At 68.4% G+C, this 17,201-nt stretch carries 16 protein-coding genes and 1 tRNA gene; 9 read left to right on the top strand and 8 right to left on the bottom strand.

Translation table 11 applies throughout. The features are described from left to right. Positions 1-396: 396 nt before the first annotated feature. From ettA to ACIA5H_RS20995, 4 genes are all read right to left on the bottom strand, one after another. The gene (ettA, locus tag ACIA5H_RS21010) at positions 397-2,073 is read right to left on the bottom strand and encodes an energy-dependent translational throttle protein EttA (RefSeq protein WP_039796561.1); all 1,677 of its coding nucleotides are present in this window, start codon (positions 2,071-2,073) and stop codon (positions 397-399) included. A 79-nt stretch (positions 2,074-2,152) separates the two neighbouring features. After that, a complete protein-coding gene (locus ACIA5H_RS21005) occupies positions 2,153-2,650 on the bottom strand; it encodes a single-stranded DNA-binding protein (RefSeq protein ID WP_379254269.1) in 498 nt (165 codons plus the stop codon). A 159-nt stretch (positions 2,651-2,809) separates the two neighbouring features. After that, positions 2,810-3,778: a serine/threonine dehydratase gene (locus ACIA5H_RS21000; protein WP_379254267.1), complete on the bottom strand. Its 969-nt coding sequence runs from the start codon at positions 3,776-3,778 to the stop codon at positions 2,810-2,812. Continuing rightward, entirely contained in the window at positions 3,775-5,808 is a 2,034-nt protein-coding gene (locus ACIA5H_RS20995) for a cytochrome c oxidase assembly protein (protein ID WP_397077116.1), read from the bottom strand. The genes ACIA5H_RS21000 and ACIA5H_RS20995 overlap by 4 nt, the downstream gene beginning before the upstream one ends. Positions 5,809-6,007: 199 nt before the next feature. Here ACIA5H_RS20995 and ACIA5H_RS20990 point away from each other — a divergent pair. The 4 genes from ACIA5H_RS20990 (at position 6,008) to ACIA5H_RS20975 (ending at position 9,594) form a co-directional block, all read left to right on the top strand. Further along, a tRNA-Arg gene (locus ACIA5H_RS20990) sits at positions 6,008-6,081 on the top strand. A gap of 284 nt (positions 6,082-6,365) precedes the next feature. Further along, positions 6,366-7,337 (top strand): Lrp/AsnC family transcriptional regulator, encoded by a 972-nt coding sequence (locus tag ACIA5H_RS20985; RefSeq protein ID WP_397077115.1) that lies wholly within the window; start codon positions 6,366-6,368, stop codon positions 7,335-7,337. Positions 7,338-7,497: 160 nt separating this feature from the next. Beyond that, entirely contained in the window at positions 7,498-8,370 is an 873-nt protein-coding gene (locus tag ACIA5H_RS20980) for a VOC family protein (protein WP_379254261.1), read from the top strand. 3 nt (positions 8,371-8,373) lie between these two features. Beyond that, on the top strand, positions 8,374-9,594 hold the full coding sequence (locus ACIA5H_RS20975; RefSeq protein ID WP_397077114.1) for a carboxylesterase family protein: 1,221 nt from the start codon (positions 8,374-8,376) through the stop codon (positions 9,592-9,594). A gap of 31 nt (positions 9,595-9,625) precedes the next feature. Here the strand turns inward: ACIA5H_RS20975 and ACIA5H_RS20970 are convergent, their stop codons facing one another. Continuing rightward, entirely contained in the window at positions 9,626-10,615 is a 990-nt protein-coding gene (locus ACIA5H_RS20970; protein WP_397077113.1) for a zinc-binding alcohol dehydrogenase family protein, read from the bottom strand. Positions 10,616-10,701: 86 nt separating this feature from the next. On the opposite strand from ACIA5H_RS20970, the gene ACIA5H_RS20965 reads away from it, so the two are divergent. Continuing rightward, complete coding sequence (locus tag ACIA5H_RS20965) at positions 10,702-11,031, top strand: metalloregulator ArsR/SmtB family transcription factor (RefSeq protein ID WP_356968276.1); 330 nt, start codon at positions 10,702-10,704, stop codon at positions 11,029-11,031. Positions 11,032-11,155: 124 nt separating this feature from the next. Here the strand turns inward: ACIA5H_RS20965 and ACIA5H_RS20960 are convergent, their stop codons facing one another. Together ACIA5H_RS20960 and ectB are read right to left on the bottom strand one after the other, a co-directional pair. Next, the gene (locus ACIA5H_RS20960) at positions 11,156-11,554 is read right to left on the bottom strand and encodes a group 1 truncated hemoglobin (protein ID WP_397077131.1); all 399 of its coding nucleotides are present in this window, start codon (positions 11,552-11,554) and stop codon (positions 11,156-11,158) included. Between the two features lie 147 nt (positions 11,555-11,701). Next, entirely contained in the window at positions 11,702-12,958 is a 1,257-nt protein-coding gene (gene ectB / locus ACIA5H_RS20955; RefSeq protein ID WP_397077112.1) for a diaminobutyrate--2-oxoglutarate transaminase, read from the bottom strand. 227 nt (positions 12,959-13,185) lie between these two features. Between ectB and ACIA5H_RS20950 the strand changes: the two genes are divergently transcribed. Genes ACIA5H_RS20950 through ACIA5H_RS20940 form a run of 3 tightly spaced genes read left to right on the top strand, consistent with a single transcriptional unit; the run spans position 13,186 to position 15,762 of the window. Continuing rightward, positions 13,186-13,959 (top strand): ABC-2 family transporter protein, encoded by a 774-nt coding sequence (locus ACIA5H_RS20950; RefSeq protein ID WP_355075897.1) that lies wholly within the window; start codon positions 13,186-13,188, stop codon positions 13,957-13,959. Beyond that, positions 13,952-14,779: an ABC transporter permease gene (locus ACIA5H_RS20945; RefSeq protein ID WP_379254254.1), complete on the top strand. Its 828-nt coding sequence runs from the start codon at positions 13,952-13,954 to the stop codon at positions 14,777-14,779. Before ACIA5H_RS20950 ends, ACIA5H_RS20945 begins: the two co-directional genes overlap by 8 nt. Continuing rightward, positions 14,776-15,762 (top strand): ATP-binding cassette domain-containing protein, encoded by a 987-nt coding sequence (locus ACIA5H_RS20940; protein WP_379254253.1) that lies wholly within the window; start codon positions 14,776-14,778, stop codon positions 15,760-15,762. The genes ACIA5H_RS20945 and ACIA5H_RS20940 overlap by 4 nt, the downstream gene beginning before the upstream one ends. 25 nt (positions 15,763-15,787) lie before the next feature. Here the strand turns inward: ACIA5H_RS20940 and ACIA5H_RS20935 are convergent, their stop codons facing one another. Next, the gene (locus ACIA5H_RS20935; protein WP_379254251.1) at positions 15,788-16,465 is read right to left on the bottom strand and encodes a DUF4389 domain-containing protein; all 678 of its coding nucleotides are present in this window, start codon (positions 16,463-16,465) and stop codon (positions 15,788-15,790) included. Between the two features lie 239 nt (positions 16,466-16,704). Here ACIA5H_RS20935 and ACIA5H_RS20930 point away from each other — a divergent pair, with 239 nt between their 5' ends. Next, entirely contained in the window at positions 16,705-17,121 is a 417-nt protein-coding gene (locus ACIA5H_RS20930) for a hypothetical protein (RefSeq protein WP_397077111.1), read from the top strand. Positions 17,122-17,201: the final 80 nt, after the last annotated feature.

Below are 17,201 nucleotides of genomic sequence, written 5' to 3'. Positions count from 1 at the left end.
GAGCACCCTGGCAAGGAGAAACCTCGCCGACACCAGATCCAGCGGCGGTGAAAGTGCCCCGGACGTATATCGAACAGTCGGAGCCCTTCCCCGCTCACCGGCCAGGCCGAACAAGGTTTACGCAGCGCAGTGCGAACTGCGTCCGAGTGACCCACCCCGGGAACATATGCGTCCCATGTCCCTGTCTTGCCCCCTATGGCCCCCAGCGCTCCTAGCAACCACCGCCAACCGGGGCCTTCCACAGGCGAGGTCCTGCGCCGCCCGAAGCCGAACCGTGGGGTCCGCCGAAATCCGGGCTTTCGCGACGGTGTCGTCCTCGCCCGGCCACAGCATCCAGGCAGTGCGGCACGTAGGGCGGGTGCGGCCGCACCGTGCACCCGCCCTACGCCGACGAACTCAGCCGCGGGTGAGTTTGCGGTGCGTAACCCGGTGCGGGCGGGCCGCTTCCGGGCCGAGCCGCTCGACCTTGTTGGCTTCGTACGCTTCGAAGTTGCCCTCGAACCAGAACCACTTGGCCTCGTTGTCGGAGTCGCCCTCCCACGCGAGGATGTGGGTACAGGTGCGGTCCAGGAACCAGCGGTCGTGCGAGATGACCACGGCGCAGCCGGGGAACTTCTCCAGCGCGTTCTCCAGCGAGCCGAGGGTCTCGACGTCGAGGTCGTTGGTCGGCTCGTCCAGCAGGATCAGGTTGCCGCCCTGTTTGAGCGTCATCGCCAGGTTCAGCCGGTTGCGTTCACCGCCGGACAGAACGCCCGCGGGCTTCTGCTGGTCGGGGCCCTTGAAGCCGAACGCGCTCACGTAGGCGCGCGACGGCATCTCCTGCTGGCCGACCTCGATGTAGTCGAGGCCGTCGGAGACCACCTGCCAAACCGTCTTCTTGGGGTCGATGCCCGCGCGATTCTGGTCGACGTAGCTCAGCTTGACCGTCTCGCCGACCTTCACCTCGCCGCTGTCCGGCGACTCGAGCCCGACGATGGTCTTGAACAACGTGGTCTTACCGACGCCGTTGGGCCCGATCACGCCGACGATGCCGTTACGCGGCAGGGTGAACGACAGGTCCTTGATCAGCTGACGGTCGCCGAAGCCCTTGTCCAAGTGCTCGACCTCGACCACCACGTTGCCCAGGCGCGGGCCCGCGGGAATCTGGATCTCCTCGAAGTCGAGCTTCCGCATCTTCTCGGCCTCGGCCGCCATCTCCTCGTACCGGCCGAGGCGAGCCTTGTTCTTGGCCTGCCTGGCCTTGGCGCCGGAACGGACCCAGGCGAGTTCTTCCTTGAGCCGCTTCTGCAGCTTCTGGTCCTTCTTGCCCTGCACCTCGAGCCGCTCGGCCTTCTTCTCGAGGTAGGTGGAGTAGTTGCCCTCGTACGGGTAGGCGCGGCCGCGGTCCAGCTCCAGAATCCACTGGGCGACGTTGTCCAGGAAGTACCGGTCGTGGGTGACCGCGAGCACGGCGCCCTGGTACTGCGCCAGGTGCTGTTCGAGCCAGTTCACGCTCTCGGCGTCCAGGTGGTTGGTCGGCTCGTCGAGCAGCAGCAGGTCGGGCTTGCTCAGCAGCAACTTGCACAGCGCCACGCGGCGGCGCTCACCACCGGAGAGGTTGGTGACCGGCTCGTCCGGCGGCGGGCAGCGCAGCGCGTCCATCGCCTGCTCGAGCTGGGAGTCCAGGTCCCACGCGTCGGCGTGATCCAGGTCCTCCTGCAGCTTGCCCATCTCCTCCATGAGCTCGTCGGAGTAGTCGGTGGCCATCAGCTCGGCGATCTCGTTGAAGCGATCCAGCTTCACCTTGATCTCGCCCATGCCCTCCTCGACGTTGCCGCGGACGGTCTTCTCCTCGTTGAGCGGCGGCTCCTGCTGGAGGATCCCGACGGTGGCGCCTGCGGCGAGGAACGCGTCACCGTTGTTCGGCTGGTCCAGTCCGGCCATGATCTTCAGCACGCTGGATTTACCCGCGCCGTTCGGGCCGACGACGCCGATCTTGGCGCCGGGAAGGAAGTTCAAGGTGACATCGTCGAGCACGACTTTGTCGCCGTGCGCCTTGCGAACCTTCTTCATTTGGTAGATGAACTCAGCCATAAGTGTGAAGCCTATCGGTGCGAGAGATGGGGGGACGAAGCAGAGCTACCTGCCGCCGGGACGAAAACCGGCCATGCGATCAAGCGTCGACCGGCTCGGGCGCGCTGCCGCGCGGCGGTGCCGAATCGGCGGCAACGATATTCTCCCCCGGCGCGTCGCCCACCGGCACCTGACCTTCAGCGTTCGCGATCGCGGAAGTATTCCGTGGCGGCAGGTCGGACAGCCGCGTCAGGTGCGCGACACAGCGGGACAGGTCCGGTCCGACCGCGGTGGCGCGCATCTCCAGATCCCGTCGCTCCACACCGTCCTTGCTCCGGTACTCGTGGGAGCGCAGCTGGCCGTAGGCGATGATCGGATCGCCGCGCCGCAGTGACGCGTCGACACCTGCCACCAGCCTGCGCCAGCAGCTGACGGTGAGATAGAGGGTGCCGTTGTCCACCCATTGCCCCGACGTCTGGTCCAATCGGCGGGAATTGCTCGCCAACCGGAAGGTGACCACCTGCTCGCCATTGGTCAGATCACGCTTGACCGGATGGGTGGCGATCGTTCCGATCACGGTCGCATTCGCCTCGTACATAGCTACGCCCCTTCACATTCGGATCCGGAACCGCCCGGAATGTCCTCCCCCTCCAGGAGGCACTTCCAGCGTGCGCCGATTTCGCGGACCCGAGCGATCCGATCCAGGAATGTGCACAACTTCCCGAAATGTGAAGACCGAGCTTTCACGCCCGCGTGGTCAGAACACCGCCACGTCGGTATTGGCGCCGCAGAGGACCACCACCGGTCGCTCGTCCGGCGCGGGAACGTAGACGCCGCTGTGCACGGCGGCCAGCGCCGTGGCGCCGGACACTTCCACCAGGATGCGGAACTCGCGCCACAGATATTCCCGCGCCGCGCTGATCGCGTCGTCGCTGACCAGCACCGAGCGCACGCCGTGGCGGCGGGCGACGTCGAGTGCGATGTCACCGATACGGGTCGGCCCCAGCGAGTCGACGGTGATCCCGGACCCGACAATGTCCACCGGACGCTCGGCCGCCAACGCCGCGCGCAGGATCGCGGCGCCGTCGGGTTCCACCCCGATCACCCGCTGACGCCGCCCGACCGCGGCCGCGATGCCCGCGACCAGTCCGCCACCGCCCACCGCGGCCAGCACCGGCGGCCGACCACGTACCTGCTCCTCGAGTTCCAGCCCCACCACACCGATGCCCGCGACCACCGCGGGCAGGTCGTAGCCGTGCAGCAGCAGCGCGCCCCGTTCGGTGGCCAGCTCGGTCGCGTGCTGCAAGGCCTCGGCGTAGCAGGTGCCGTGCCAGAGCACCTCCGCGCCGTGCGACCACATCGCAGCGACCTTGGTGTGCGGCGCCGTCTCCGGGACGACGACGGTGCAGGATTTTCCGAGCCGCGCCGCGGCCAGCGCCGCCGCGATACCCGCGTTGCCGCCGGAGGCGATCACCACCTGATCGACCCCGGTGCCCGACTCGAGCAGCGCGTTGAGGCTGCCGCGTACTTTGAACGTCCCGCCGTGCTGGAGGTGCTCGAGCTTGATCGTCACCGGGACGGGACCGGACGGGCTCGCGATGGAGGTGTGGAAGACCGGCGTCTTACGGATCTGCCCCGCCAGCCGCTTGCGTGCGGATCGCACGTCCGACCGTTCCACCCGCCCGGCCGGTCTGTGTGGGGAGACCGTGGTGGCGCGTTCACTCACTTACGCACTTCTCCATCTCGCTTGGCCAGTTCGGCGAACATCGCGTTGTGTGCGGCGAGTGCGGCGTCGTTGTCGCGTTCGGCGGCTCGATCGGTGCGCTGCGCGAGTCGCTGATCGCTGCGCGACCATTGGATCAGCAAAGCCAGCATCACCACCACCAGGGGGACCTCACCGCTCGCCCACGCGAGGCTGCCGCCGGTGCGCTGGTCGCCGAGCAGATCGCCGTTCCAGCCGAGACCGAGGCCGTGGTAGAACCAGCCGCCGAGCACCGTGGTCATGCTCATCAGCGCGATGCCGAAGAAGGCGTGGAACGGCAGCGAGCCGAACACCATGGCGAGCTTGGTCAACGGCTCCACCTGCCTCGGCTTGGGATCGATGCCGATCACCACCCAGTAGAACAGGTAACCGCTGAGCAGGAAGTGCACGTTCATCAGCAGGTGCGCCGCGTGCGAGTCGGCGTAGGCGTCGAAGATGCCGCCCAGGTACAGCGCGTAGAAGCCGCCGACGAAGATCGCCGACGCCACGATCGGGTGAGTCAGGAAACGCGAGACCGGGTTGTGCACCGCGGCCAGTAGCCATTCCCGCGGCCCCGGCACGCCACCGCGGCCTGCCGGGGGCAGCGCGCGCAGCGCCAGCGTCACCGCGCCACCGAGCGCCAACAGGATCGGCGCGAGCATGGACAGCGCCATATGGGCTCCCATATGCACGCTGAACATCGCGGGGGAGTACCGGCCGACGCCGGAAGAGGTGGCGACGAGCAGCACCACACAACCGGACAGCCAGGCGAACGTCCGCCCGGCCGGCCACGCGTCACCCCGCGCTCGCAGCCGCCGCACGCCGAGCAGGTACAGCACCGCGAGCACGATGGACAGCGTTCCGAAGATCAGATCGAACCGCCAGTCGAACACCAGGCGGGCGAATGTGGGCGGCCCGGCCAGGTTGTAGCCCAGCTCCACTTCGACCGGCGTCGGAACGGAATCCGGCGGTGGCGGCGGCGTACGGCCGAGCCCGACCGCGAGGCCGATGGTCGCGGCGAAGATCAATACTTCGACGCCCGCGTACCGCACCAGGGCCGACCGGTCGCCGGGATCGGCCGCCAAGGCGGGCAACGAGGCGCGGCGCTGCAGGTAACCGAACACACCGAGCACCGCCAGCGCGGCGGCCTTGGCCAGCACCAGCCTGCCGTAGGTGCTGGAGAGCAGTTCGTCCACCGGCACGCGGACCCAGGAGTTGATCACGCCGCTGACCGCGATCACGGCGAAGGCGACTGTGGCGGTCGACGAGAAACGCCGGGCCGCGACGTCGGTGTGCGCACCGCCGCGCAGGGCATGCGCGAGCACCGCGAACAGGCCGCCGACCCAGACGGCGGACGAGATCAGATGCAGGATCAGGCTGTTGGTCGCCACGTCGTGCGACCCGCCCGAGGAGGAATGGCCGGTCAACGCCAGCGGCATCATGGTGGCGATCGCGGCCCCGAGCAGGACCGGAGTCCAGCCCCAGCGCAACGCGAGGCGGCAGCCCACGGCGACGATCAGGGCGAAAACGACGGTCGTCCGCCAAGCTCCGGCCAACTCGACCCGATCGATCGCCTGCCACAGTTCCTGCGGGCGCAGAACATCCCCCACCGGCCGTCCGGTGGTGTCCGAAACCGTCAGCGGCACCAGCAGCGCCGCGCAACACGCCCAGACCACCGCGAAATTCGACGCCCTGCGCACCGCGCGATACCCGCCGACGTCCAGCAGCCCGTTCGACTGCGGCGGCACCAGGAAGGCCGCGAACAACAGCGAGCCGACTGTCAGCGCGGCCGACAGGTCGGCGAGCGCCCGGACCGCGGGCAGTCCGTAGGTGGTCGCCGCACCCGGGTCGGGGATGCCGAGCAGGCTCAGTGCCTGCGCCGCCGACAACCCCACCACCAGCGCCGCGACCACGGCCGCGGTGGCGCCGGCCAGCGCGGTGATCGTGCCGAACGTCGCCCCCGACCGAGCGGCCTCGACTCGGGGAGCGGCGGACGAGGTGGGGGCGGAGGACATACGACTGAGCGTAGTTCGGCGAGTATTCCGTGGCCCGGTCGGGTTTGTACCGATATCCTTGGCCCCGATCACCACGGCGCGTCACCTATTGTTCGGGATGGCTGAAACGTTGCTAACGCTAAGAATCCGGCCACCTGGACGCTCGCTATAATCGACTCGCTGGACAGCACGGCCAATGTCGGCCATCGTAGAACCCGCTGCCTCCGTAGCTCAGTTGGATAGAGCAAGGGCCTTCTAATCCCTAGGTCGCAGGTTCGATTCCTGCCGGGGGCGCAACAACCCCTGTGACCTGTACATACAACGGGTCACAGGGGTAGTACCCACCGAGCGCGTCGCTCAAACACCAAAGAACATTGCCCGGTCGGCTTCCTATCCGGAGCGTAATTTCGACGATCCGGCCGAGTTCGCCGACGACTTCGCGACCGAGTTGCGGCACCGCTTCGGAGCAGCCGGCCAGGAAGTACGGCGGCACGCCGAAGGTGGCCCGGAAGATCGCCGTGGGTGAGCGCGCCCACGATGAGGATTCGGTCGCGGAGGGCCGCAGTACGCTGTCGCCGGTGAGTTCTCCGGTCCTGGACCACATCGATCGCGCGATCGTGCACGCGCTGCACATCGACGGGCGCGCACCGTTCAGCCGCATCGCAGCGGTGCTCGGCGTGTCCGATCAGACGGTCGCACGGCGGTACCGCAGGCTGCGCGCCACCGGGCAACTGCGGGTGGTCGGCCTGCCGAACGCCCGGCGACTGGGGTGGGTGGAGTGGTTCGTCCGGGTCCAGGTGACCCCCGACGCGGCGGTGGCTGTCGCCGATGCGCTGGCCCGGCGGCCGGATACCTCGTGGGTCTGCCTCACCTCGGGCGGCACGCAGATCGTCTGCGTCACCCGCACCCGCAGTTCTCGGGAGAGCGATGCCCTGCTGCTCGGGCAGTTGCCGAAGACGCCGCGGGTCACCGGCGTCACCGCGCACTGCCTGCTGCGCGTCTTCGCGGGCGGTCCGGCCGGCTGGCACGGCCGGGCCGACTCGCTCACCGCCGAGCAGATCGCCGCCCTGGCCCCGTCTCAACAGGCGTCGACAGTGCCTGCGGAGGGCGACGAGGAATTGTTCGCCATCCTCGCGCAGGACGGTCGCGTCGGTTACTCCGACATCGCCCGGGCGACCGGGTGGTCCGAGATGACCGCCAAACGCCGCCTTGCCCAGTTACGCGAGTGCGGTGCGTTGTTCTTCGACGTGGATATCGATCCGGTACTGCTGGGATTCGAGACGCTGGCGATCCTGTGGCTGACCGTCGACCCGGCACGGGTGCGGCAGGCCGCCGAGGCGATCGCCACGCATCCCGACGTCGCCTTCGCCGCCGCCACCACCGGACCCACCAACCTGCTCCTGTTCGCCGCCTGCCGCGATGTGGACGCCCTCTACGACTTTCTCGAACAGGGCATCGGCAACCTGCCGGGCATCCGCGGCGTGGAAAGCGCCCCGGTCATCCGTAACAGCAAGCGAGTCGGCGCAGCCCTGACCAGAACACGCCGCTGAGCGCGACACATACTTCCGCCCTATTCAGTGCTCGGTCTGGGCGGGAGCCGTTGCGTGGCCGGGTGAGCGATTCCACCATTACTGACGGCAATATGTCGAAATCCCGCAATCGACCGACGGTGACTGGAACCGGTGCGCCACGGCGGCTCAGCCTTTGAGCATGACCGACATCGATCGCATCGACCACTCCGTCCTCTACACCACCGACATGGATGCCACCGCCGGAACATACGAGGCGCTCGGCTTCACCCTCACGCCGCTGTCCATGCACATGGGCTCGGATCGGCCCGGTGGTGAGCGCAAACCGATGGGTGCGGGCAACCGGTGCGCGCTGTTCGGCTCGACCTACCTGGAACTGCTCGGGCTGTTCGGGGACGGTTCGGTCGATCCGTGGCAGATCCGGCCCCTGATCGCACAATACGAGGGTCTGCACGGCTGCTCGTTCGGCTGCGCGGACGCCGAAGCGGTCGAGCGCCGGCTGCGCGCGGCCGATCTGTCCTCGTCCGGGGTGCTGCCGCTGCAACGCGACGTTGACACCCCCGACGGCCCGGCGACCGCGCGGTTCGAGGCGGTGCACCTCGACCGCGCGCTGACCCCCGAGGGACTGATCCACATCGCCCGGCATCTGACGCCCGAACTGATCCATCAGCCCCGCTACTTGGACCATGCCAACGGCGCCACCCACTTGCACAGCGTGCTGCTCGTCGTGGACGACACGGAACGGGCGGCGACCGTCGACCGCTACGCCCGCATCCTCGACGTCCAGCCGCTGGCCGAGCCGCCGCTGACGGTCCTGCCGCTGACAGTGGGCCGGATGGAGATCGTCGCGGTCTCCGACTTCGAGGCGGTCCTGCCCGGGGAGCCGGTGCCCGCACTGCCCTACCTCGCGGGCCAGGCCGTCGCCGTCGCCGATCTCGACGCCGCGCGGAAACTGGTGGTCGGCAACGGTTTCACCGTGCGCGAGCTGCCCGGTGGATTCTTTGTCGGGGCTGCCGAGGCCCGTGGCGGGGCGGTCGCCTTCCTGGCGGCCTGAGCGATGAACGAACTGGTACACGCCCCCGCCGGGGCATTGCGCGGTGTCACCAGCGGGTCGGTGACCGCGTTTCGCGGCATCCCGTTCGGCCGGGCCGCGCGGTTCGCCGCGCCGGGGCCCGCTGCCGCCTGGACCGGGGTACGCGATGCTCGGCGGCCGGGTCGGGCGTCTCCGCAGCCACGCTCGCGGCTGGAACGGGTGATGGGGCCGGGCAGTGCTCTCGACAGAAGCGAGGACTGCCTGTCGCTGAATGTCTGGACACCGGGCGGCACCGGGCTGCCGGTGCTGGTCTGGCTGCACGGCGGCGGGTTCTCCAGCGGTTCGGGCGCCGAAGCCTGGTACGACGGCTCCCTGTTGGCCGAGCGTGGGCGGATGGTGGTCGTCACGGTCAACTACCGGCTCGGCGCATTGGGATACCTGTACTTGGCGCCGGAATACGGCCCGCCCAATGTGGGCTTGCTGGACCAAGTCGCGGCGTTGCGCTGGGTGCGGGAGAACATCGCGGCGTTCGGCGGCGACCCGAGACGCGTCACGCTGGCAGGTCAGTCGGCCGGGGCGCTGTCGGCGCTCGCACTGCTCCGCCACCCGGCCGGCGTAGGACTGTTCCGGCAGGTCATCCTGCAGAGCACGCCGACAGGGACGCGGCCGTACGCCCCGGCCGCGGCCGCCGGGATCGGGCGGCAATTCCTAGAGGTACTCGGCCTGCACCCCGAGAAGGCGGATCGGCTACGGGCCGTGTCGATCGGCCGATTGCTGTCCGCGCAGGGAGAGCTGGCCCGGCGGCGGGCCGTACCGCTGGACGTGACACCGCCGTTCCAACTGGTCGCCGCGGGTGGGGTGTCCGCCGACCTGGTGGGCGGACTGCCCCATGACCTGCCGATGCTGGTCGGCACGACCCGCGACGAAGCCCGCGCGTTCTTCCCCGACGGGCCTGCGGAGCTGACCGAACGGTTCTTCGGCCTCGACGGCCTGCCGACCCGATCGGCCTTCGCCTTCCGGTTCGACTGGTCTCCGCCGGGCAGCCTGTTCCGAGCCTGCCACTGCATCGACCTACCCTTCGTGTTCGGCCGTCTCGAGGCCTGGCGCACGGCGCCGATGCTGGCCGGCGCGGACCCGGCCGACCTGCGGCGACTGACCATGAAAGTGCAGCAGGCCTGCGCTGCGTTCGTGCACACCGGTGATCCCGGCTGGGCCGGGTTCCCGCACATCGAGCACTTCGTCTAGGTCCGTGTCCCGAGCCGAGGCCACCGAAGCCTCACTCGCCGCCGATCGCGACGACGTACTTGCCGGAACCTCGTCCAGCGGCAAGCAGATCGTGTATTTCAGCGACCCGGTCCAGCGAGTCGACCACCGTCACCGGCAGTTCCAGTCCGCCGTCACCGACCTTGTCCAGACCGTCGGCGAGGGCCGCGGCGACTCTGTGCGGCACCGTGTCCCGCAGCCGGCTGATGCTGAACCCGATCAGGGCGACGTTGCCGCCGATGAGCCGGGCCAACGGCGGCAACGGCGTGGGCGCGCCACCGGCCGCGTTGCCGAACAGCACGATTCGCGCACCGGGCGCGGCCAGTTCCAGGTCGAGCTCGAGATTCGCGGTACCGGTCGGATCGAGGATGACGTCCACCCCGCCCGGGGCCGCGGCCCGCACCGCGGCGACGACATCCTCGCCGCGCGCGGTGACGACATCCCACCCCGCCGCGAGCCCGTCTGCGATCTTGTCCGGCCTGCCCACCGTGCCCAACCGCGGGCCCGCGCCCTCGGCGGCCGCCAGTCGCGCGACCGCGTGGCCGACTCCCCCGCTGGCCGAGTGCATGAGCACCGAGTCGCCGGGCCGCAGCCGGGCGGCGTCGCGCAGCAACAACGTGGCGGTCGACAGCACCAGCGGCGCGGCGGCCGCGACCGGTAGCGGTACGGCGGCGGGTACCGCGGTGACCACGTCGGCGGAAGCGAGTGCGACCTCGGCCAGCCCGCCCGCGCGGGTCAACGCGGCGACGCGGTCTCCGACGGCGAAACGGTCGACCCCCGCGCCGAGCGCGCGCACCCGGCCCGCCACCTCCAGCCCGGGCGTGTACGGCCAGCCGGAGGCATATCCCGCGTCGCCGCGTCGCGCCATGACATCCATGAAGTTGATGCCTGCGTAGGCGACCTCGATCGCCAGCTCGCCCGGACCCGGGCGCGGCTCGTCGGTCGTGACGACCCGCGTCGTGGTGGCATCCGGCGCCGGACCGGTCAGCTGCACTGCCCGCATGAGGACCCCTTATTCTATGTTCGATGTTCGTCGAACATAGAATAAGCACGGTAGCCTGGTTTCACCAAGGGGGAAGGAGTTCGCACATGGCCCGATCGCAACGGAACACGGCACCACCGCGGCACCCCGACGTCGCCGAGTTGGACCTCCTCGACATCCTGCACGCGCTGTCCGACCGGACCAGGATGACGATCGTGCGGACGCTGTGGACCGGGCCGGAGCGGGTTTGCGGCACCTTTCCCGTGGATGTCGCGCCCTCGACGCTCAGCCATCACTTCCGCGTCCTACGCGAAGCCGGCCTGATCCACCAGCGAGACGAAGGCACCAAGCGCTGGACATCACTGCGCCGCAACGATATCGAGGCCCGGTTCCCCGGCCTCGTCGGCCACATAGTCGACGCCTTCGAACGCGCGTGAATCACACCGCGGTGCGCAGCCGCCATGACCCGAAAAGTGCCGCGACTACGGCGTTCGGCGCGGACCGCAGTCGCCGAGCCCGCGTGCCCGCCACCGGCAGCGGGCACGCCACCGGACCCGGCGGCTAGATCGTCGCGGTCGACGAGGCGATGTCGTCGGCCAGCGGGGCGATGGCGCCCAGGATCTGGGCGACCAGATCGGCGGGCACGCCCGCCGCGGTGAGCGACGCCTCCAGATGCCCCGCCACCAAGCCGAAGTGATGCATGGTGATACCCCGGCCCTGGTGCACCTGCTTCATCGGAGCACCGGTGTACGGGATGGGACCGCCGAGGGCCGCGGCGAAGAACTCGACCTGTTTTCCCTTCAAGCGCGACATGTTCGTGCCGGTGAAGAATCCGGCCAGTTCACCGTCGGCGAGCACGCGGGTATAGAAATCTTCCACGACGACCTCGAGTGCCGCGTGACCGCCGATCTGGTCGTAGATGCTGCTGGTTGTCTTGCTCTTCCCGAGCCAGGAGGGCATTCGCATGGCTACCAGGACATCACCGGACTGTTGCGTCCGGATTAGTACAGTGTCGCGACTCTTTTGCCTTCGTCGCAGCGCGATTACTCGCTCCTCACCGCCACGCGGGCATCGCTGAGATAGTTTTGCAACACGTACGGAAGGCCTTCATCCGCACACCGCTTCCATCGCTGCCGCCAATAGCCGGATGCCGTGGTCGATCTCGTCGTCGGCGATCGTCAGGGGCGGCATCAATTTGATCACCTCGTCCATCGAACCGGACGTCTCCACGAGCAAGCCACGATCGAAAGCGGCCCGGCCGACCTTTTCCGCGAGAGACGTGTCCTCGAACACGACGCCGTGCACCAAACCCCGTCCCCGCGTCGAGACTCCGGGGAAGGTCGAGACGAATTCGCCCAGGGCTCGGGCGATCCGCTCCCCCTTGGCGACGGTCGCGAGTTCCAGTGCGGAATCCGACCAATAGTGCTCGAGCGCGACACGCCCCGTCACGAACGCCGCGTTGTTGCCCCGGAAGGTGCCATTGTGCTCACCGGGCGCCCACTGATCGAGCTCCGGCCGGAACAACACCAACGCCATCGGCAGACCGTAGCCGCCGATCGACTTCGACAACGTCACGATATCGGGCGTGATCCCGGCGACCTCGAAAGAGAAGAACGGCCCGGTACGGCCGCAACCCATCTGCACGTCGTCGACGATCAACAGAATGCCGCGGGCCGAACACAACTCGGCCAGTCCACGCAACCACGACGCCCGGGCCACATTGATGCCGCCTTCGCCCTGCACCGTCTCCACGATCACCGCCGCAGGCTTGTCCAACCCCGATGACGGATCGTCCAGCGCCTTACGCATCCACAGCAGATCGTCGGCGACACCGAGATACCCGTCGTATGGCATCGGCATCGCGTGCCCGAGCGACACCCCTGCACCCGACCGCTTCGCGGCGTTCCCGGTCACCGCCAGCGCGCCCAGCGACATCCCGTGGAAAGCGTTGGTGAAGCTCAGCACGGTCTGCCGCCCGGTCACCTTGCGCGCGAGCTTCAACGCGGCCTCGACCGCGTTGGCTCCGGTCGGCCCGGGGAACTGGACTTTCCAATCCAGCCCGCGCGGGGCGAGGACGTTGTCGCGCAACACTTCCAGCAACCGCCGCTTGGCGACGGTGGACATGTCCAGCCCGTGGGTGATGCCGTCTCCGGCGATGTAGTCGAGCAGCGCCCGCTTGAGTACAGGGTTGTTGTGGCCGTAGTTGAGCGAGCCCGCGCCCGCGAAGAAATCCAAGTACTCCTTGCCGTTCTCGTCGCGCAACCACGCTCCGCTGGCGGTGTCGAAGACGGCGGGCCAGCAGCGACAGTACCCGCGCACGTTCGATTCGAGTGCCTCGAAAACAGTCATCTCGGCGACGGTCATCGGCGTTCCTTACTCGTCGTGCGCGAGCGCTCCACAATCTGAAGTGAGAGTGTTTCTAACATCGACGCAGCCCGGATGTGGCCTTTTCTTCAAAACGCGCCGAAGCCTTTCCCGCTCCACGCCGCGGCCAGTAGAGTCAACTCCTTGTGCGCGGCAGACCGGAGGGGGGCGGACAGCGTGCCGTCAGGGAACGATTTCGCAGCGCCGTCGCCCTCTACACATCCCTCGTGGGCGCCGGATTCCGCAGACAGTGGCAATACAAAATGGCCATGTTCGCGGGGCTGTTCACCAACTGCGTGTTCGGGTTCGTCCGCGCGGCCGTCCTCGCCGCGGCGGTGGACGCCGCGGGCGACTTCGGCGGGTACGACCGGGGCAGCGTCGGCGCCTACGTGTGGCTCTCCCAGGGGCTGCTCGGCGCGGTGCAGTTCATGGGACCGCTGGGACCGCTGGACGATCGGGTCAAGAACGGCGATATCGCCATCGATTTCCTGCGCCCGGTCGACATCCAATGCGGTTATCTCGCCGACGATCTCGGGCGCGCGGCGTGCACTTTCCTGCCGCGCGGAGTGCCGAGCGTGCTGGTGGGCACGCTCACCTTCGGGCTGGCGATGCCGGTCACGCCCGGTCCCTACCTGCTCGGAGCGGTGAGTGTCCTGCTGGCGGTGGTCATCTCGTTCCTGTGCCGGTTCCTCGTGGTGCTGATCGGATTCTGGGTCGTGGAAACCCGCGGCATCCGGGTGCTGTACTACGCCGCGGGCACGTTCCTGGCCGGACTGTTCGTGCCGGTGCACATGTTCCCATCGTGGCTGGGCGCCATCGCGGCGGCCACGCCTTTCCCGTCGATTCTGCAATCTCCGATCGACGTGCTCTCGGGACGGATCACCGGCGCGGAAGCACTCTCGGTCGTCGGGATCCAAGTGTTCTGGGTGGTGGTCACCGCGATCGCCGGACGCGTGCTGCTCGTCGCGGGCCGACGCAGGCTGGAGGTGCAGGGTGGGTGACATCGTTGCCCCGCGCACCGAGTCGTGGTCGACGCCCTACGTGGCCGTGTTGCGCTCCAGGATCCGGGCGCAGCGCAGCTACCGGTTGTCGTTCGCCAGTGAGCTTCTGAGCGCATTTCTGGTGGGCCTGGTCGAATTGGCCGAGGTGTGGCTCATCTTCCGCACCGCACGCGTCCTCGGCGGCCTCGACCTGGACGGCGCACTGCTTCTGTTCGGGTTGAGCAACACGAGTTTCGCGCTGGCCCAGGTGCTTTTCGGCCACCTCGACACGCTGCCGGTGCTGATCCGGATGGGCCAGCTCGACGCCTACCACCTGCGGCCGCAACCATTGCTGCTGCAATTGATCACCAGCGACATCTCCCTGCGCCGGTTCGCTCGCGCCTCGGTCTCGATCGTCGCGCTGGTGACCGGTGCGGCACGCAACGACATCGCCTGGAGTTCGACCACGGCCGCGCTGCTCGCACTCACGCTGGTCGGCGGTATCGCGCTGTTCGGCGGGGTGTTCGTCTGCGCCGCCGGATTGCAGTTCTATCTGATCGACGGCTCCGAGCTCACCAACAGTTTCACTTACGGCGGCTCGTTCGCGGCGACGCAACCGGCGTCGGTGTTCCCCACCCCCATGCGGCTGCTGTTCGGGTTCGCGATTCCGGTCTCGTTCACGGCCTATCTGCCCACCCTCGCGCTGCTCGGCCTGCCCGGCCCTCCGCTGCTGCCCGCCTGGCTGGCCTGGCTCACCCCGGTGGCGGCGCTGTGGGTCTGGCTGCTGGCGCTGGGTTTGTGGCGATCGGGCACTCGGCATTACCAGGGAGGCGGCGGATGAGCACGGGCAGCCCGGAGGCGATCATCGACATGGAGAGCCTCACCAGGCAGTTCATCCTGTATCGCAAAAACGGCCGCCGCTGGCGCAGGCGCCGCGAGACGCTCACCGCCGTCGACGGGATGACCGTCCGGATCGACCGGGGCGCCGCCGTCGGCTATATCGGCGCCAACGGCGCGGGCAAATCCACCACGATCAAAATGCTCACCGGCATCCTGGTCCCCACCGCGGGCACTGTACGCACCTGCGGGCTGGATCCCGTGCGGCAGCGGCGCGAACTGGCCGGGCGGATCGGCGTGGTGTTCGGCCAGCGCTCGCAACTGTGGTGGGATCTGCCCCTGCGCGAGTCGTTCTCGATCCTCGCCGCGATCCACCGGTTGGAGCCGGGCGCCGCGCGCAAGCGCGCGCACGAGCTGATCGAGCAGCTGGAAATGGCCGACACGCTCGACACACCGGTGCGCCAGCTCTCGCTGGGCCAGCGCATGCGCGCGGAAGTAGCCGCGGCACTGCTGCATTCGCCCGAACTGGTGATCCTGGACGAGCCGACCATCGGCCTCGACGTGCTGTCCAAGCAGCGGCTGCGCGAGTTCCTCCGAGCCGAGCGCGCCGAGCGCGGCACGACCCTGCTGCTCACCACCCACGACATGGGCGACATCGAAAGGCTTTGCGAGCGTGTGCTCGTCGTCGACCACGGCCGCTTGGTGTACGACGGATCGCTCACCGGATTGGCGGCCACCGTCGGCGCGCGCCGGGTACTGGTGGTCGACTTGGCCGAACCGACGCCCGACCTCGACGATCTACGCTGCGCCCAGCTGCTCGGCACCGAAGGCGACGGTATGCGGCAGCGGCTGGCCTTCGATCCCGAGCAGATCACGGCCGCGCAATTGCTGGCCGCGGTGTCGGAGCGCGCCGAAGTGCGGGACCTGTCGATCGAGGAGCCCGAGATCGAGGACGTCGTCCGGCGGATATACGAATCCGCCCGCTGAACAGGCGGGCGGATTCGGTACCGGTTCAGTCGGATTCGCGGGCGCCCTGGTCGAGCCGGAAGGGCGGGTACTCGTCCCGCATCAAACCGGCATAGGCCTGCACGCGGATGATCCAGCGATTGACGCCCATCACGAAGTCGTAGATGCCTTGCGGGTAGCGCGCCGTGAACAGCAACCCGATCAACGCGACGATCAGCAGGATGCTCAGCAAAGAGATCGAGCCGCCGCCCCAGTCGTCACCGTCGCTCCCCGCGATCGCGATGCCGCCACTGAGCACCGCGCCGACGATCAGATAGTGCGGAATGGCGAGCAGCCACCACTTCACCAGCACCAGGCCGCGGTGCAAGGTCTCCGGATAGTCGATCTCCAGGTCGGCCGGGTAGTCCGCGTTCGGTTGCAGGCTGAACGGCGGGTACTTGTCGGTGCCCAGTACCGAGAGCGCGTAGAAAGTCACCCGCCATCCCCAGCGCATGACGCCGACGTTGAAGTCGAACAGTCCTCGCGGGTACTTGCCGGTGATCAAAATGGCGAAGAAGGCCACCACCGTGAGCACGGCGTACGCGATGTGTAGGAAGAACAGCACGACGTAGTGCGGAATCGCCAGTAGCCACTTGACCAGCCACAGCCACCGGGACAGTGCGGGGTCCAGATCGCCTCGTACCCGAATCGGGCTGGGCGGCGCGGCCGGCTTCTCGAGTTCCATGAGCAACGCTCCTTACGGTTGCTGTGATCCATGCCACAACCAGTAGGTGTCCTGATTGTCGCGTATCCGGCCACCTGTGAACGGCACCATTCGATACCGACACGCCAACGAATCGGGGTGCACGGTCGCATTCGGCGAACGAGGAGCGTTGCGCCGCAGCCGAAATCACCCGGAGCGCGCACCCATACCGATTCCCACCCGCGAATCGTCGTGCGAACGGGCTTGTACCATCGGAAAGCGTGACGTTCGGCGCGCAGCGGTTACCGGTGATCCGGGTGATCGTGGCTCTCGCGTACACCGTCTGGGTGGTCGCCATGGCGGTGCCCCAGTGCCACGTCTTCGACCACGCCGTCGCGGCACACGCCCACATCGAGGCGTCCGGCCCCGTCGTGGCCTCCATCGTCTCCCCGGCGATCCTCGCCGACCGGCATCAGCACGCCGCCGAACCGGACCGGCACGTGCCCGCCGACGGGGTGCTCGCCGCCCTGCCGCGCGAAGTCACGCTGCTGCTGTTGCTACTGCTCGCGTCCGTGTCGGTGCTGCTTGCGGCGCCCGCGTCCGCCCGCGCGGGCGGCGTGCGCGCACCCCCGGTCGCGACCCTGCCGGTGTATCCGGGCAGAGACAGACTCACTCGATTCGGCATCGATCGGAACTGATCGGTCAGCGTCAGGCCGGAGCCTGCCGGGGCCCGGCCGGTGTTCGTGCGAAGTCCGCACTCACACCGTCGCTGCCACAG

The organism is Nocardia sp. NPDC051900, from assembly GCF_044452545.1.
GTDB lineage: Bacteria > Actinomycetota > Actinomycetes > Mycobacteriales > Mycobacteriaceae > Nocardia > Nocardia sichangensis.
This window is presented reverse-complemented; position numbering and strand designations above follow the sequence as displayed.

Excerpts from the sequence above, each read along its gene's own strand:
- ettA (WP_039796561.1), bottom strand. The coding sequence starts at position 2,073 with ATGGCTGAGTTCATCTACCAAATGAAGAAGGTTCGCAAGGCGCACGGC.
- ACIA5H_RS21005 (WP_379254269.1), bottom strand. The coding sequence starts at position 2,650 with ATGTACGAGGCGAATGCGACCGTGATCGGAACGATCGCCACCCATCCG.
- ACIA5H_RS20995 (WP_397077116.1), bottom strand. The coding sequence starts at position 5,808 with ATGTCCTCCGCCCCCACCTCGTCCGCCGCTCCCCGAGTCGAGGCCGCT.
- ACIA5H_RS20980 (WP_379254261.1), top strand. The coding sequence starts at position 7,498 with ATGACCGACATCGATCGCATCGACCACTCCGTCCTCTACACCACCGAC.
- ACIA5H_RS20975 (WP_397077114.1), top strand. The coding sequence starts at position 8,374 with ATGAACGAACTGGTACACGCCCCCGCCGGGGCATTGCGCGGTGTCACC.
- ACIA5H_RS20970 (WP_397077113.1), bottom strand. The coding sequence starts at position 10,615 with ATGCGGGCAGTGCAGCTGACCGGTCCGGCGCCGGATGCCACCACGACG.
- ACIA5H_RS20965 (WP_356968276.1), top strand. The coding sequence starts at position 10,702 with ATGGCCCGATCGCAACGGAACACGGCACCACCGCGGCACCCCGACGTC.
- ACIA5H_RS20960 (WP_397077131.1), bottom strand. The coding sequence starts at position 11,554 with ATGCCCTCCTGGCTCGGGAAGAGCAAGACAACCAGCAGCATCTACGAC.
- ectB (WP_397077112.1), bottom strand. The coding sequence starts at position 12,958 with ATGACCGTCGCCGAGATGACTGTTTTCGAGGCACTCGAATCGAACGTG.
- ACIA5H_RS20940 (WP_379254253.1), top strand. The coding sequence starts at position 14,776 with ATGAGCACGGGCAGCCCGGAGGCGATCATCGACATGGAGAGCCTCACC.
- ACIA5H_RS20935 (WP_379254251.1), bottom strand. The coding sequence starts at position 16,465 with ATGGAACTCGAGAAGCCGGCCGCGCCGCCCAGCCCGATTCGGGTACGA.